Source organism: Streptomyces sp. NPDC102467, assembly GCF_044765445.1.
GTDB lineage: Bacteria > Actinomycetota > Actinomycetes > Streptomycetales > Streptomycetaceae > Streptomyces.
This window is the reverse complement of the sequence record NZ_JBIWKA010000013.1, coordinates 1-14,477: the sequence shown is the minus strand read 5'-3', so window position 1 is coordinate 14,477 and position 14,477 is coordinate 1. Positions and strand designations below refer to the sequence as shown.

At 70.5% G+C, this 14,477-nt stretch carries 12 protein-coding genes, 1 tRNA gene and 1 pseudogene; 8 read left to right on the top strand and 6 right to left on the bottom strand.

Annotated elements, in window-relative coordinates:
* Positions 1-54: 54 nt before the first annotated feature.
* Positions 55-972 carry an NADP-dependent oxidoreductase gene (locus ACIREE_RS26480; RefSeq protein ID WP_404156990.1) on the bottom strand — a complete coding sequence of 306 codons (918 nt, stop codon included), beginning with the start codon at positions 970-972 and terminating at the stop codon, positions 55-57.
* Between the two features lie 70 nt (positions 973-1,042).
* Here ACIREE_RS26480 and ACIREE_RS26475 point away from each other — a divergent pair, with 70 nt between their 5' ends.
* Entirely contained in the window at positions 1,043-1,624 is a 582-nt protein-coding gene (locus tag ACIREE_RS26475) for a TetR/AcrR family transcriptional regulator (protein WP_404156987.1), read from the top strand.
* Positions 1,625-1,686: 62 nt separating this feature from the next.
* Here ACIREE_RS26475 and ACIREE_RS26470 read toward each other — a convergent pair whose 3' ends face one another.
* On the bottom strand, positions 1,687-3,429 hold the full coding sequence (locus ACIREE_RS26470) for a phosphatidylglycerol lysyltransferase domain-containing protein (protein ID WP_404156985.1): 1,743 nt from the start codon (positions 3,427-3,429) through the stop codon (positions 1,687-1,689).
* A gap of 162 nt (positions 3,430-3,591) precedes the next feature.
* Between ACIREE_RS26470 and ACIREE_RS26465 the strand changes: the two genes are divergently transcribed.
* Both ACIREE_RS26465 and ACIREE_RS26460 read left to right on the top strand, forming a co-directional pair.
* Positions 3,592-4,824, top strand: coding sequence for an alpha/beta hydrolase (locus tag ACIREE_RS26465; RefSeq protein WP_404156982.1), 1,233 nt, complete (start codon positions 3,592-3,594; stop codon positions 4,822-4,824).
* 150 nt (positions 4,825-4,974) lie between these two features.
* Positions 4,975-5,709, top strand: a complete 735-nt coding sequence (locus ACIREE_RS26460; protein WP_404156980.1) for a S1 family peptidase — start codon at positions 4,975-4,977, stop codon at positions 5,707-5,709.
* An 86-nt stretch (positions 5,710-5,795) separates the two neighbouring features.
* On the opposite strand, the gene ACIREE_RS26455 is transcribed toward ACIREE_RS26460, so the two are convergent.
* The gene (locus ACIREE_RS26455; protein WP_404156977.1) at positions 5,796-6,980 is read right to left on the bottom strand and encodes a CaiB/BaiF CoA transferase family protein; all 1,185 of its coding nucleotides are present in this window, start codon (positions 6,978-6,980) and stop codon (positions 5,796-5,798) included.
* 220 nt (positions 6,981-7,200) lie between these two features.
* Here ACIREE_RS26455 and ACIREE_RS26450 point away from each other — a divergent pair, with 220 nt between their 5' ends.
* The gene (locus ACIREE_RS26450) at positions 7,201-8,349 is read left to right on the top strand and encodes an acyl-CoA dehydrogenase family protein (protein ID WP_404156975.1); all 1,149 of its coding nucleotides are present in this window, start codon (positions 7,201-7,203) and stop codon (positions 8,347-8,349) included.
* 64 nt (positions 8,350-8,413) lie between these two features.
* Here ACIREE_RS26450 and ACIREE_RS26445 read toward each other — a convergent pair whose 3' ends face one another.
* Positions 8,414-9,955: a PucR family transcriptional regulator gene (locus ACIREE_RS26445; protein ID WP_404156972.1), complete on the bottom strand. Its 1,542-nt coding sequence runs from the start codon at positions 9,953-9,955 to the stop codon at positions 8,414-8,416.
* Between the two features lie 228 nt (positions 9,956-10,183).
* Here ACIREE_RS26445 and ACIREE_RS26440 point away from each other — a divergent pair, with 228 nt between their 5' ends.
* A complete protein-coding gene (locus ACIREE_RS26440; protein ID WP_404156969.1) occupies positions 10,184-11,398 on the top strand; it encodes a beta-ketoacyl-[acyl-carrier-protein] synthase family protein in 1,215 nt (404 codons plus the stop codon).
* Positions 11,399-11,434: 36 nt separating this feature from the next.
* Here the strand turns inward: ACIREE_RS26440 and ACIREE_RS26435 are convergent, their stop codons facing one another.
* Positions 11,435-12,022, bottom strand: coding sequence for a hypothetical protein (locus ACIREE_RS26435; protein ID WP_404156966.1), 588 nt, complete (start codon positions 12,020-12,022; stop codon positions 11,435-11,437).
* A 198-nt stretch (positions 12,023-12,220) separates the two neighbouring features.
* Here ACIREE_RS26435 and ACIREE_RS26430 point away from each other — a divergent pair.
* Positions 12,221-12,293 (top strand) — tRNA-Trp (locus ACIREE_RS26430).
* A gap of 77 nt (positions 12,294-12,370) precedes the next feature.
* Here the strand turns inward: ACIREE_RS26430 and ACIREE_RS26425 are convergent.
* Entirely contained in the window at positions 12,371-12,652 is a 282-nt protein-coding gene (locus ACIREE_RS26425) for an HU family DNA-binding protein (protein WP_404156963.1), read from the bottom strand.
* Between the two features lie 184 nt (positions 12,653-12,836).
* Between ACIREE_RS26425 and ACIREE_RS26420 the strand changes: the two genes are divergently transcribed.
* Complete coding sequence (locus ACIREE_RS26420; protein WP_404156960.1) at positions 12,837-14,006, top strand: winged helix DNA-binding domain-containing protein; 1,170 nt, start codon at positions 12,837-12,839, stop codon at positions 14,004-14,006.
* Positions 14,007-14,244: 238 nt separating this feature from the next.
* Positions 14,245-14,477 (top strand): annotated as a pseudogene (locus ACIREE_RS26415) (DNA-directed RNA polymerase subunit alpha); the annotation flags it as partial.

The following is a 14,477-nucleotide window of genomic DNA, read 5'->3' as shown; positions in this document are numbered from 1 at the left end:
CCACGGGCGCCAGAACCACCTGCCGGTCTGGCGCTCGCGTCCCGGCGTCCTCCATCAGGCCCCTCTGACGACCATGACCCGGCGCCCGCGCGTGTGACCTGCCTGGCTGTCGATGTGGGCCGCCGTGGCCTCGTCGAGGGAGTACGACTTCTCGACCGGGATGTGGAGCGCTCCCCGCGAGATGAGGTCGGCCGCCTCGGCGAGCGCATGCGGCACGCTCCCGGCCACGCCGGAGAACCGGACGCCGAACTCCGGCGCTTCCAGATCGGCAATGGAGATCACCTTGAGCGGGTCCCCGGTCAGCTCGACGAGCTCGCGGATCACGCCCGAACCGGCCAGGTCGAGGGCCGCGTCGACATGGCCGAGCAGCCGCACCCGCTCGGCCCAGCCCTCGCCGTACGTCGTGGCGAGGGCACCCAGGCTCCGCAGATAGTCCAGGTTCCCGGCCCCGGCGGTGCCGATCACCGTGATGCCGCGGTCGCGGGCGATCTGCAGCACCGCCGACCCGACTCCCCCGGACGCACCGCTGACCAGCAGCGTCTGTCCCGGCTCCACCCCGACCTCGCGGATGATGCGCAGCGCGGTCTCCACCACGGAGGGGTACCCGGCGGCCTCTTCGAACGTCAGCCCCTCGGGCATACGGGCCCAGGCCGACACCACGGCGAACTCGGCATACGTGCTGGAGCCTTCGCCGAACACGTGGTCGCCGACCTCGACCCCTTCCACGCCCTCGCCGACCTCGTCCACGACCCCGGCGGCGTCGAGCCCGACTCCGGCGGGCAACTCGAGTGGCGGGTGCGCCGCACTGCTCCTTTTCTGGAACTGGCCTTCACGGATCCTCCAGTCGACGGGGTTCACGCCCGCCGCCCGCACCGCGATGCGGACCTGACCGGGGCCCGCATGGGGCTCCTCGGCGTCTATGAGGTGCAGAACGTCCGGACCGCCGAACTCGGCGAAGCTCACTTTCTTCATGCCGTGGACCGTAACACTAACGGTTAGTGTTTTGAAACAGCTACGGCTTCGTACCTGGTAGCGTGAAGGCATGACCGTGCCGACCGGACGCCGCGAACGCAAAAAGGCCGCGACCCGCCAGAAGATCGCTGACGCCGCCCTGCGGCTCTTCCTGGAACGCGGGTACGAAGCGGTGGGTATCCGTGAAGTCGCCGCTGAGGCCGATGTGGCCGTCACCACGCTCTTCTCCCACTTCGCCTCGAAAGAGGCCCTGGTGTTCGAGCAGGACGAGGACTTCGAGCAACGCCTCACGCGGGCGGTCACCGGCCGGGCGCCGCACGAGCCCCTCATCCCCGCGCTGCGCCACGAGATCCATGCCCTGGTACGCCACTGCACGGCGGACAGCGCCGCCCCGATCTGGTGCATGATCAGCGACTCACCGGCCCTGCGGAAGTACGACGAGTCGATGAGGCTGCGCCACGCGGAGACGCTGGCGACGGCCATCGCCGCCGATCCCGACCTGTCACGGACCGCGACGGCGAGCCGGACGATCGCCAGATTCGTGATCGATGCCTATGCGCTGGCCCGTGAGGCAGCCGATCCGCAAGCCGCGGTGGACGAGATCTTCCGGATGATCGAAGCGGCCTGGGAGGTCGCCGGCGCTCGGCCCTGACCTGCGGTTCCCAGGATCGGGGATCGACTGTCCGCCGCAACGGCGACTCAGCCTGAACGCCGCTACGCCGAAGCCCGGGACACGGTCGGCTCGCCACGCGTCCCGGTGGAGCGGTGTCGCACCCATTGCCGAAGCCGCTCCGCCGGTTGCGGCAGCACCACGAACGCCTCGGCCTGCAGACACGCCCAGCCGATGCGCGGGAGGTCGCGGGCGGTCGGGTAGACGACGAAACGGGGCTGCCACCGCGGGCGGAACTTGGCGTTGAAGCGGTACAGCGACTCGATCTGGAACCAGCGTGACAGGAAGACGAGCAGCGCCCGCCACATGCGCAGCACCGGGCCCGCGCCGAGCCGCTCGCCGCGTGCCAACGCCGCCCGGAACACGGCGAAGTTGAGGGAGACACGGGCGACTCCCAGGCCGGGTGCGGCGCGCAGTGCGGCGACGATGAGGAGCTCGTTCAGGCCGGGTTCCGCGGTGCGGTCGCGGCGCATCAGGTCGAGGGAGAGTCCGTCCTCGCCCCAGGGCACGAAGTGCAGCAGCGCACGGACCTGCTGGGTGCCGTCGGCGTTTCTCTGGTGAGCGGTGACGACGACACAGTCGCCGTCGGCCGGGTCGCCGAACCGGCCCAGCGCCATCGAGAACCCGCGTTCGGTGGCGCTCCCCCGCCAGGCCGCCGCGTCCGCGCGGAGCTGCCTCTTCTCCTCGTCGGCCAGCTCGCGCACCCGTCGTACGCGGCATGAGTAGCCGCTGCGTTCAATGCGGTTGACCATCTGGCGTACGTTGCGCATGGTGCGGCCCGCGAGGCTGAAGCCCGCGCAGTCGACGATCGCCTCGTCCCCCAACTCCCATGCTTTCAGGCCGCCTTCACGGATCCAGACCTGTGCGCCCAGTTCACTGCAGCCCATGACTGCCGGGGTCCAGGCGTACCGCGCGCACTGCCCGAGGAACTCCTTGATGGCGCCCGGCCAGGCCTCCGGATCACCGAGAGGGTCACCACCGACGAGCGCGACACCGGAGACGACGCGGTAGGCGACTGCGGCCTTTCCGGTGGCCGAGAAGAGGGCGGCCTTGTCGCGGCGGAGCGCGAAGTAGCCGAGCGAGTCGCGCCGCCCGTCCCGCGCCAAGAGGGCCCGCAGCCTTCCGTCGCCGTGCCTCGGGGCGAGCCGGACGGGCCGCAGCGCCAGGTAGACGGTGGTCGAGGCGGTGAGCAGCCCGAGGGCGAGCAGCGACACGTGCACGACGTCACCGACCCGGTCGCTGTCGTACGTCAGCGGGCCCGCCATCCCCACGAGCCCGTACGCGACTTGCCGCAACCGGTCGACGAAGGAGATGCCGTGGCCCGCCTCCCGATCGGCGCGCACCCCGACGATCAGCAGCCCGAGGCCGACACTGATGGCGCCGAGCAGCAGCAGGTTGCCCAGGGCGCGGGTCCGGCCGCGTGGGTCGCTCAGGGCGTGGAATTCGCCCCGCAGCAGCACGAGCGCGGCGCAGAGCAGCGCGGACACGGCGGCGGCGACGAACGCGTGATGCCGCAGGTCCTGCACCAGCGCGCTCACCGCGAGCAGGGCGACGGCCGCCTCCCAGGCTCGCCGTTTACGGCGCCGCAGCCCGCGGGCGAGCAGGACGAGGAGGACGCCTGCGACGAGGGATGCGGCGCGTGCCACCTCGTCGGCGAGGCCGGGGACGTAGGGAGCGATGCGCTCGATCCGGCTGGCGCGTACGTGCGGGGAGATGGCCGTCGCGATGTCGACGAGCCCGATGAACAGGCACGTGTGACCGGCCACGGCGGCGGAGGGAGGTTTCACGGCCGCTGAGCGTAGGCGGGCCGGGCACCGGTGGAGTAAGAGCAGGTGAGGAGAACGGTAAGAACGTGATGCGGAGGAAACCCGCTTCCCCGTCCTGGCCTCTTTTCCGGCGGAAACTGCCTCGACGGCAGTTGACCCCGTCCCCGGTGAGAGGTGGCGAACGTGGGCCTGACGAGTCGGGCGCTGGAGTACGCGACGGCGCTGGCCGCCCTGGCGTGTGTGGGACTCACGGCGTGGGCGTGGCCGCGGCTCGCCCGGCGCGGCCCGCTTGCCGTGCTCGGCAGGTTGGGAGCCGTCGCGGCGACGCAACTGGCGATCCTGACGGCGTGCGCGGTCGTGGTGAACGCGAACTTCGAGTTCTACGGCACCTGGGACGAACTGCTCGGTCATGTCTCCACGGCGCCCGCGCGGATCGCGGACGCGGGTGGTGGACCCAGTGTGTACGCGGCGCGCGGCGGCCTCGTCCAGCCCGCGGGGCCGCAGGGCCTGGACCGGGTCGAGGGCCTGCCCAGCGGGCCGCCCGCGAAGGTCGGCAGGGTCGAGTCGGTACGGATCATCGGGCGGCGCACACGGGCCATCGACCCCGCGTTCGTGTACCTGCCCCCGCAGTACTTCCAGCGGCAGTACCACCGCCAGCGTTTCCCGGTGATCGTGGCGATCAGCGGCTACCCGGGCGGCATCATGAACCTCGCCCGGTTCCTTCATGTCCCGCAGACGGCCGCCCAGTTGGAGGGCTCCGGCCGGCTGCAGCCGACGGTGGTGGTGATGGTGCGGCCGACGATCGCGCCACCGCGTGACACGGAGTGCGTGGACGTGCCGGGCGGCCCGAAGGCGGAGACGTTCTTCACCAAGGACCTGCCCGAGGCGCTGAAGTCGGCGTACCGGGTCGGGCACGATCCCAGCGCGTGGGGCGCGCTCGGCTACTCGTCAGGAGGCTCCTGCGCCCTCCAACTCGCCCTGCGCGATCCGAAGGTGTACACGTCGGCGGCCGCACTGTCCGCCGACTACAAGGTGACCGACGACCTGACGACGGGCAGCCTCTTCGGCGGTGGCCCGCGCGCGGGCCACCTTGAGCAGGGACACGACCTGGTCTGGCGGCTCCGGCATCTGCCGGTGCCGCAGGTTTCGGTGCTCGTGGCGAGCAGCCGGCGGGGCGAGCAGGACTACGCTCCGACGCTGCGGTTCCTCAAGGCCGTACGGCCGCCGATGACATCGGCGCGCATCATCCTGCCGCGCGGCAGCCACCATTTCACGACGTGGCTGCGGGAGGTCGGCCCGGCGATGCAGTGGATGGGCAGGCAGCTGACGTTCCCGCAGGACACGACGCCGGCCCCGAGGCCGCGCCGCACCGCGCAGGCGGCCTCGCCCGGGGCACGGCCGGTCCTCAGGCACTGAACGCCGTCCGCCCCGGGCCCCCTGCCCACCCGGGCCGCTCTCCGCCGATTCGGAACTTCTCACCCCGCCCCGCCCTCTCTATCAGTACATGCAGCACATGCGGTATATGCGGTATATGCAGTACATGACCGGCGAGAGGAGCAGTTCCTGATGGTGCGTCGAATTCGTGTGACGCTGTTGACCGCTTTGTTACTGGTGACAGCCTCGGTGCTGGCGGCAGTGCCGGCATCCGCTGTCATCGGTGGGTCGAAGAGCACCTACGGTCCATGGGCGGTACGCATGCTCGTCGACGGCAAGCCGGCGTGCACCGGGACGGCGGTCACGCCCCAGTGGATCATCAGTGCCTCGCACTGTTTCTTCGAGCAGGGGCAGCCGGTCGCCGACAAGCGGATCACCTTCCGGGTCGGCAACCTCGACATGCGCAAGGGCGCCACGGTGCACCCGGTGCCCGGCAAACGCTCGGGAAGCGCACACGCGGACATGATGCTCATCAAGGTGCCGCCGATGAAGATCCCGACGGTGCGCTTGGCCACTGCCGGTGTGCGACCGGGCCAGGTCGTGCGCCAATACGGGTGGGGCGCCACGTGCACGGGGGACGAGAACACCTGCCAGTCCCCTGTGCTCAAGCAGTCGGATCTGCGGGTCGTTCGCCCCAGTGACCCGCGCTGCGAGGGTTACACCGCGCCCGGCGGTTCGGACTTCTGCATGGAAAGGGTGTCCGGAATTCCAGCCGGCGGCGACTCCGGAGGCCCGGTCATGAGCATCGGCCCCCACGGTAAGCAAACCCTCCTGGGCGTCTTTGACGGCTCCGACAGGGAACAGATCGCGGAAGCCGGAGAGATCGCCAGGCAACTCGCCTGGATCCATTCGGTGACCCGGTCGTAGCGGCGAAGAGCCGCGGTCGGCAGGGCGACCCGCTGGAGGTTGCCCGCCCTCTCGCCGGGACTGCCTCAACGCGAGCCCTACGGGGATCAGGCCCCGGTCGCGCCGGCGGTGAGCCACTCCGCGACCACCTCGTCGGTGTGCGCGCCGAGGTGCGGGCTCGGAGCCGTCACAGCCGGTGCCCGGGGCGCGGCGTCGACCGGACCCGGGTCCGCCGCGCCGAAGTGGGCCGGCTGACGCAGATACGGGGTCGGGCCGAGCACGGGGTGGTCGAACTCGCCCACCAAGCCCCGATGTTGGATCTGTTCGCTCTCTATCGCCTCGGCGAGGTCCTGGATCTGCGCGGCCGGTACGCCCTCTGCGCGGGCGAGCTTCAGCGCTTGTGCCGTGGTCAGGTCGCGCGACCACTCCTCGGTGATCCGGCGCACCTCCGCCCTGTTCCGTGTACGGGCACCGTCGTCGCGGAAGCGCGGGTCGGCGGGGAGCTCGGGCCGGCCCACCAGCCGGGCGAAGCGGGCGAACACCGCGTCGCTCGCGACGGCGACGGCGAGCAGGCCGTCGGCGGTGCCGTAGGTGTCGAACGGGGTGGAGACCGGATGCCGGTTGCCGACCCGGCCGGGCAGACTGCCGGTCGCGGTGAGCAGGCTCATCGCCGTCACCTGCAGCGACACCAGCGAGTCGAGCATGGAGACGTCGATGTGCCGGCCCCGGCCGGTGCGATCCCGGTCGAAGAGGGCCGCGCTGACCGCCCAGGAGGCGAACAGTCCCGCGATCAGGTCACCGATGGACTCTCCGACCCGGGTGGGCGGCCCGTCGGGGCTCCCGGTGCCGGCCATCAGTCCGGACATCGCCTGGACGATCAGGTCGTACGCGGGGTACTCACGCATCGGTCCGCTCTGCCCGAAGCCGGAGATGCTCGCGTAGACCAGCCGCGGGTTGGCGGCCGCGAGCGTGGCGTGGTCGATACCGAGACGGGCGGCGACGCCGGGGCGGTAGTTCTCGACGAGGACGTCGGCCTGCTCTGCCAGGCGCAGCAGCAGCGCGTGACCATCGGGGTCCTTGAGGTCGAGCACGATGCTCCGCTTGCCCCGGTTGAGCTGCGCGAAGTACACGCTTTCGCCGTCCCGGAAGGGGCCGAGGTGGCGGGCGTCGTCGCCGGCCGGCGGCTCGACCTTGACGACGTCGGCGCCCAGGTCGGCGAGGAGTGCGGTGCAGTACGGGCCTGCCAGCACCCGGCTGAGGTCGAGTACGCGCAGCCCTTGAAAGAGAGTCATCGCATTGCGCCTTTCCGTTCGTGGGACCGCGGTTGCGAGGCGCCGCGGCACTGCGGAACGTATGCGCGGGTCTGTCGGCACGTCGATGTGCACCTGCACGAAGAGGGTCTCGATCGTCGTGCGGGTGCACATTGGCCCGGGGCCGTGCGGTGCGCGGCAATGGAACCGCCCCACCCGGAAGCGGTGCCCACGGCATCGAAGCACCATGAAGGAGCACGGCATGACGCCGTACCTGCTGCCCGAGTTGTACGACGAGTTCCGCGCCACGGCCCGCGCCTTCGCCGAGAAGGAGTTGGCGCCCCGGGCGGCGGAGACCGATGCGCGGGCCGAGTTCCCGCACGACAACTACGCACGGCTGGTCGCGGCCGGGCTGCACGCTCCCGGCATCCCCGAGGAGTACGACGGCGACGGGATGGACGCCATCGCCGCGGCCATCGCGGTGGAGGAGGTCGCCCGGGCCTGCGCGTCCTCGTCGACCATCCAGACGTCCAACAAGCTCGGCGTCACACCGCTGCTGCTGTCCGGCACGCCGCAGCAGCGCGGCCGCTACCTGCCGGAAGTCGCCACGGGCGAGGCGCTGATGGCCTACGCGATCAGCGAGCGGGAGGCCGGCAGCGACGTCGCGGCGATGCGCTGCCGGGCGACGGCCGACGGTGCCGGCTGGGTCCTGGACGGTGTGAAGACCTGGATCACTTCGGCGGGCGTCGCCAGGTACCTCATCGTGTTCGCCGTCACCGACCCCGGCGCGGGCTCACGCGGCATCTCGGCGTTCGTGGTGCACTCGGACGACGCGGGAATCTCGTACGGCGAGCCCGAGCGGAAGATGGGCCTGAAGGGCTCGGTCACGCGCGAGGTGTACTTCGACGGCTGCCGCATCCCCGGGGACCGCCTGCTCGGCGAGCGCGGCAGGGGGCTCCGGCTGGCCCTTGCCACCCTGGACCACACCCGAGTCTCGGTCGGCGCGCAGGCCCTGGGCATCGCCCAGGGCTCGCTCGACCTGGCGATCGGATACGTGCAGGACCGCAAGCAGTTCGGCCGGGCGATCGCGGACTTCCAGGGTGTGCAGTTCATGCTCGCCGACATGGCGATGAAGGTGGAGTCGGCCCGACAGATGGTGTACGCCGCCGCCGCGCGCAGTTGCACGGGCGCCGACGACTTGACGTACTTCGGCGCGGCCGCCAAGTGCCTCGCGTCCGACACCGCCATGTCGGTCACCACGGACGCGGTGCAGCTGCTCGGCGGCTACGGCTACACCAAGGACTTCCCCGCCGAGCGGATGATGCGCGACGCGAAGATCACCCAGATCTACGAAGGCACCAACCAGATTCAGCGGATCGTGGTCTCGCGCCAGTTGCTGCGGGCCCACTGAACCGGGCGTTCGGTTCGGTGACGTTCGGTTCGACGACGCTCGGTTAGGCGGGCGAGGGGCCGGGTCACAGGGCGGGCCCCTCGTCGAGTGCCGTCAGCGCCAGCCACAGCTCGAGGCGGTCGGTCAGCCGGTCGAGGTCGCGGCCGGTGAGCTGCTCGATCAGCCGGAGCCGGTAGCGCAGGCTGTTGCGGTGCAAGGTGAGTGCCTCGGCGGTGGCGGCGGAGGCACAGTCGTGGGCGAGGTAGGTCCGCAGCGTGCCGACGAGCTCGGCGCGGTGCGCCTCGTCGTGCCGCAGCAGCGGTGCGAGCACGGTGTTCCCCAGCTCGTGCAGCGGCAGGTCCAGGTTCCCCATCAGGAGACCGGCGAGGCTGAGCGGCGCGGCCCCGTGGACACCGGGCCCCGCCTGGGCGGCCTGGCGTGCCTCGAAGTAGCCGAGCCGCAGACCGGACACCCCTCGCCGGGGTTCGCCGACGCCGACGCGGACCTGGGGGTCCAGTACGGACAGGCGGGCGGCGACGGTGTGGGCGGCGCCCTCGGCGTCGACGCCGTCCGGCACGACGACCATCACCGTGTCGTCGATGAGCGCGGTGGGCAACCGGTCGCCCTCGCGCTCCAGGAGCGGTTCCAGGGTCCAGGGCAGGCTGCGCAGCCGTCGGGGATCACCGCCCACCCGCGCGACCACCACCGTGTTCGCCCCGTCGCCCGCCAGTCCGTACGAGGAGAGCCGGCGGCGGGCTTCGGCGTCGGCGATCGTACGGTGCAGGACGTCCTCGAGGAACTGGCCGAGCAGCTCCCGGCGGCCGGTGAGCACGGCGTGGTGGCGGGCCACCTCCAGGCCGAGAATGCTCGTGGCGAACGCGAGAACATCGCTGCGCGGGGTGGGCCGCCGTGTACAGAGCCGGGCGACCGGCGCTCCGTCCACCACGATCGGCACCGCCGCTCCCTCCCCCGGGCCCTCGCTGCCCGGCCGGCAGGTGGGGTCGGCTCCGTGCCCCGACGTCGCGAGTACGGTGGCGTCCGGCCAAGCGGACGAGGCGGGGTGGCGGGCCAGGACTTTCCCGGTCGGCTCCACCACGGCCACCGGCCCCGCCCCCAACTGCCGGTACAGCCGCCGGAGCAGCCCGCGCAGCCCGTGCCCCGAGAGCAGCTCCCGCATCAGCTCGTCCTGCAGCGCGGAGGTGGCCCGCACGGCGTCGTACTGCTCGGCGAACACCAGGTCCGCCACCCAGTGACTGATCTGCGCGAACGGCACCTCGACCGGCGACTCGACGAGTGCGAGGCCGACCCGTTCGGCGATCTCGATGACGACCGGGGGGGCCGCGCTGTGCACCAGTCCGGTGCCGATGCACAGCGCGGCGACCGGAAGCTCCGCGAGCCGGCCGAGCAGCTGTATCCAGTCGGCCTCGTCGCGGTCCAGCAGGCACGTGGTCATCACCAGCTCACCACCGCGAAGGAACGGCAGCGGGTCGGGCAGCTCCGTGGTGGACACCCAGCTGATCCGGCGCTCCACGTCGTCGCAGTGGCTGGTCAGCGCCCTGAGCCGGAGAGTCGGCTGGGCGAGCAGGTCGGGAACGCAGACGGGCATCAGCCGATTCTGCACCAGCATGCGGTACGACCCGCCCTCGCCCCACTCGCCTCCCCCGGGGCGCACCGATCCGGGGCCTGAGCCCTGCCGCCGCCACGAGTTCGGCACTCTCGCCAATTGTGGGAAGGGCACAATCTCGCGCTATCGAATCGGTCAACCCCTGCCCTGACTTACCCCACGCACGCTGAAATGATCCCCATGAAGGCACGTCAGGACTATGTAGCATCTACACAAACATAGGAGGCTCGTGTGACCCGCAACGGTCAGGTGCTGGTGACGGGCGTCGGTGCGATGACGCCCCTGGGAGCCGATGCCTCGTCCTCGTGGTCGGGGCTGCTGGACGGTAAGTCGGGGGTGCGTTTGCTGGAGGAGGAGTGGGCCTCGGACCTGCCCGTGCACGTGGCGGCCGGGCTCACGGTGGACCCGGCCTCCCTCCTTCCGCGGGCCGAGGCCAGGAAGCTGGACCGCGGTGAGCAGGTCGCCGTCCTCAGTGCGCGCGAGGCCTGGCAGGACGCCGGTACTCCGCAGGTCGAGCCTGAACGGTTCGCCGTCGTCGTCGGTACGGGAACCGGCGGTGTCCTCACCACCCTGGGACAGGACGACATCTTCGAACGCGCCGGGATTCGCCGGCTGTCGCCGTACGCGGTTCCCATGCTGATGCCCAACGGACCGGCTTCCTGGGTGAGCATGGACCTGGGCGCGAAGGGGGGCGCCAGGACTCCGGTGAGTGCCTGTGCGTCCGGGGCGGAGGCCCTCGCCCTGGGGCAGGATCTGATCCGCAGCGGGCGGGCGGACGTGGTCGTCGCAGGTGGGGTGGAGGCGTGCCTGCACCCCTTCACCCTCGCGGCGTTCGCCCAGATGAAGGCCCTGTCGACACGCTCGGTGGACCCGGAGGCCGTGTCCCGTCCGTTCGACGTGGAGCGTTCCGGGTTCGTCATGGGCGAGGGCGCGGGAATGATGGTGCTCGAACGCCCCGAGTTCGCCCGGGCCCGAGGCGCACGTACCTACGGCACGCTGGCCGGCAGCGCCGTGAGTTCGAGCGCGCACCACATCACGGCCTCCGACGCGGACGGCCAGGCCTTCGCCATGGAACTGGCACTGCGCGACGCCGGTCTGGTCCCGGCGGACATCGGGGTCGTGCACGCCCACGCCACCTCGACGGACTCCGGTGACCTGGCGGAGGCCGAGGCGATCGGCCGAGTGATCGGCGGCCACGCCGCGGTGACGGCGACGAAGTCGATGACAGGTCACATGATGGGCGCGCCCGGAACCATCGGTGCCATGGCCGCTCTGTTCGCGCTCAAGGACGGCACGGTGCCGGCCACGCGCAACCTCGACGAGCTCGACCCGCGCGTGGATCTGGACGTGGTGCGCGGTGAGCGGCGCACCGGTCAGTATGCTGCCGCGCTGGCCAACTCGTTCGGGTTCGGCGGACACAACGTCAGCCTCGTCCTCACCAAGTGACGACACGACCGAACGGAGAACACGTGAAACATTCCCTCAGGGGCGTTGCCTGGCTTCCATGGTGACCGCCAGAGCGAACAGCAGTTGCCGGTCGACGGCGTCCTCGTGGACCGTCAGCTTGTACCAGTCATCGAACAGCTTCGGCTTTTCGATGCTGAACGCCGTCTTCCCGTCCCGTTCGAAGTCGAAGTGGTACTTCACCAACGCGCCGGCAATCTCGCCGACAGTGCCGCCGAGCCCGAAAAGGCGACGTGCCCGCGCCGTCCTCACACTGCGTTCGGTCCCGAGGAAACGGCCGAGGCCGGGCTGGTCGAACTGCCAGGTCGTGCGCTCCAGCGACTTCTTCATCAGTACGCCGAACGAGCCGAGAAGCCGGTCCTCACGATCGAACACCTCGTATCCGGTCATCGAGGCGAGCCATCCCGTGCTGCTTTCGCGCACGATCACCGACTTCTCGGTGCGTTGCTCATCCCGGTAGATCGTCAACTCGTCCGAGACTTTGAGCGCCTTATCTGCGTAGCCGATCGGCTCGCCGGGTTTTCCTGCACCGTCATCGGCAGAGATTCGGTACTTTCGCTTCAGGCCAAGCGAGACCTTCTGTACATGGTGAATCGATACCGGCATTCCCGGAATTTAACGCCCCCTGAGAGCGATCGCACAGTTGACGGTCCCGGGTCAGCAGCGGCGCCGACACCCGGAGCTCGCCGCGTACGGCGATACGCGTCGGTCCCCCGGAGGTCAAATACCTCACCTGATTCGTGGCCGGCCTTCTAAATTCCGTGGTGCCGGGGCCGATGGACATGCCAAGCTGGCGTCCACCGAAGGGGTGTAGCTCAGAGGCCAGAGCGCCGGTCTCCAAAACCGGATGCCGCAGGTTCGACTCCTGCCACCCCTGCCCCAGAGCGCCGGGTCCGCCCGGCGCGAGGGCGGTCGGTCGGAGTTCGGCTGACCGCCCCTCGCGCCGGCGCAGGCTTACTTGCCCTTGGCGGCTTCCTTGAGCTTGGAGCCCGCGGAGACCTTGACGCCGTAGCCGGCGGGGATGGTCATGGGCTCGCCCGAGGCCGGGTTGCGGCCCTCGCGCGCGGCACGGTGCGTGCGCTCGAAGGTCAGAAAGCCGGGGATGGTGACCTTCTCGTCGCCCTTGGCGACGACATCGCCGACGGTCACGGCAAACGCGGCCAGGATGGCGTCGGCGTCCTTCTGGGTCACCTCGGCGCGCTCGGCCAGCGCGGCCACCAGTTCACTACGGGTCATGTCGGTACTCCGAATCACATGTGGAACGCCCCGCTCCCGAGGGAACGGGACAGGTCAAGTCGACCATGCTGCCATCCACCACTGACATCGGGCCGCCACCCGCGTGGCGACCGACCTGGCACCTGCCCCGAACGGCTGACCATGAAGGACAGAAACTGACCTATATCGGGGTTAGCGTCACTGCATGCCGACGACGACACGCACGGTGAGTTGGGCCGGGGCGAATGCCCGCCGTATCGAGCGCCAGTGCCTGGCCGCACCGGCCCCCGCCTCCCCCACCGCCGTCCCTGAGCTGGCCGGCCTCATGCTGGGCGCACACGCCCAGGTGCTGTCAGCGGCCGAACTCTCTCTGGGACTGCGCATCGAGGGTGCGACACGCGCCGATGTGCGTACCGCACTGTGGCAGGAGCGGTCCTTGGTCAAGACGTTCGGTCCGCGCGGCACCGTGCATCTGCTGGCCGCCGTCGATGTACCGATGTGGACGGGCGCGCTCTCCGCCCTTCCCGGCCGCGTCGGCCAGCAGGCCAAGGACATCCGGCTCACGGCGGAGCAGACGGATGCCGTCGTGGCGGCCGCGGCGGAGGCTCTGTCCGGCGCGGAGCTGACCGTGGACGAGCTGACGGAGGCGATCGTGGCGCGCACCGGGACCTGGGCCGGTGACCTCGTCATGCCCGCTTTTCAGGGCATGTGGCCTCGCTGGCGCCAGGTGATGCACACGGCGGCGCACCGCGGGGTGCTCGCCTTCGGGCCGAACCGGGGACGGCAGGTGACGTACACGAATCCTTGCGTGGCGCCGATGGAGCAGGACGCCGCGCTCGCCGCGCTCGTCCGCCGCTACCTGTACGCGTACGGGCCGGCCACCCCAGAGCATTTCGCCAAGTGGCTGGCCGCACCGAAAAGTTGGGCGAACGAACTGTTCGTGAAGCTGGCGCGGCGCACGGTCGTCGAAGAAGTGTTCTTCGAGGGGGTCGGGCCGGCGTGGGTGGCGGCCGGCGACACGGCGTTCCCGAAGCCGGGAGAAGAGGCTGCCGGGGTACGTCTGCTCCCTTACTTCGACGCCTTCGGGATCGCCTCCCAGCCTCGCGAGCTGCTTTTTCCGGGGAGGGCCTACGAGCGGGCGCTGGCGGGCGGCCAGGCCGGAAATTTTCCGCTGCTCCTCGTGGACGGCGTCGTGGCCGGCGTGTGGCACCAGCGCCGTTCGGGCAGGCGCATCCTGGTCACGGTCGAACCGTTGGCGAAGCTGACGGCCGGACACCTGGAAGAGCTGGCACGTCAGGCGGAGCGCGTCGGCGAAGTCGCCGAAGGAGGCGCGGAGTTGACCGTGGGTAGGGTGACTGTGGGGCCACACGCATAGAGGGCTCCCGCCCCGTTTCGGCATCCTCTTGAGCCCTCGGTCTTCGCGTCGACACCGGCCGGCCGGCCCTGCGGACGGGTGCGCGTGCGGCGCCTCGGGCCCTCCCCGAGCGCCCCCGCGGAGTGTGCAAAAGGAGTGGAGTGGGCCGGGGCAGCGCTTGTGAGGCCGTTTCGCCCGTTACCCTTCGCAGTGTCTAGGGCGCCAAATGGCGGGCGCCGAATATTGGAGGCAACACTTCATGCTGATCGCTCAGCGTCCCTCGTTGACCGAAGAGGTCGTCGACGAGTTCCGTTCCCGGTTCGTGATCGAGCCGCTGGAGCCGGGCTTCGGCTACACCCTCGGCAACTCCCTGCGCCGGACGCTTCTCTCCTCGATTCCGGGTGCGGCGGTCACGTCCATCCGTATCGACGGTGTCCTGCACGAGTTCACCACCGTGCCGGGCGTCAAGGAGGACGTCACCGACCTGATCCT

Coding starts and splice junctions, on each gene's coding strand:
- ACIREE_RS26445 (WP_404156972.1), bottom strand. CDS start 9,955: ATGCTGGTGCAGAATCGGCTGATGCCCGTCTGCGTTCCCGACCTGCTC.
- ACIREE_RS26450 (WP_404156975.1), top strand. CDS start 7,201: ATGACGCCGTACCTGCTGCCCGAGTTGTACGACGAGTTCCGCGCCACG.
- ACIREE_RS26475 (WP_404156987.1), top strand. CDS start 1,043: ATGACCGTGCCGACCGGACGCCGCGAACGCAAAAAGGCCGCGACCCGC.
- ACIREE_RS26425 (WP_404156963.1), bottom strand. CDS start 12,652: ATGACCCGTAGTGAACTGGTGGCCGCGCTGGCCGAGCGCGCCGAGGTG.
- ACIREE_RS26455 (WP_404156977.1), bottom strand. CDS start 6,980: ATGACTCTCTTTCAAGGGCTGCGCGTACTCGACCTCAGCCGGGTGCTG.
- ACIREE_RS26460 (WP_404156980.1), top strand. CDS start 4,975: ATGGTGCGTCGAATTCGTGTGACGCTGTTGACCGCTTTGTTACTGGTG.
- ACIREE_RS26435 (WP_404156966.1), bottom strand. CDS start 12,022: ATGCCGGTATCGATTCACCATGTACAGAAGGTCTCGCTTGGCCTGAAG.
- ACIREE_RS26480 (WP_404156990.1), bottom strand. CDS start 972: ATGAAGAAAGTGAGCTTCGCCGAGTTCGGCGGTCCGGACGTTCTGCAC.
- ACIREE_RS26420 (WP_404156960.1), top strand. CDS start 12,837: ATGCCGACGACGACACGCACGGTGAGTTGGGCCGGGGCGAATGCCCGC.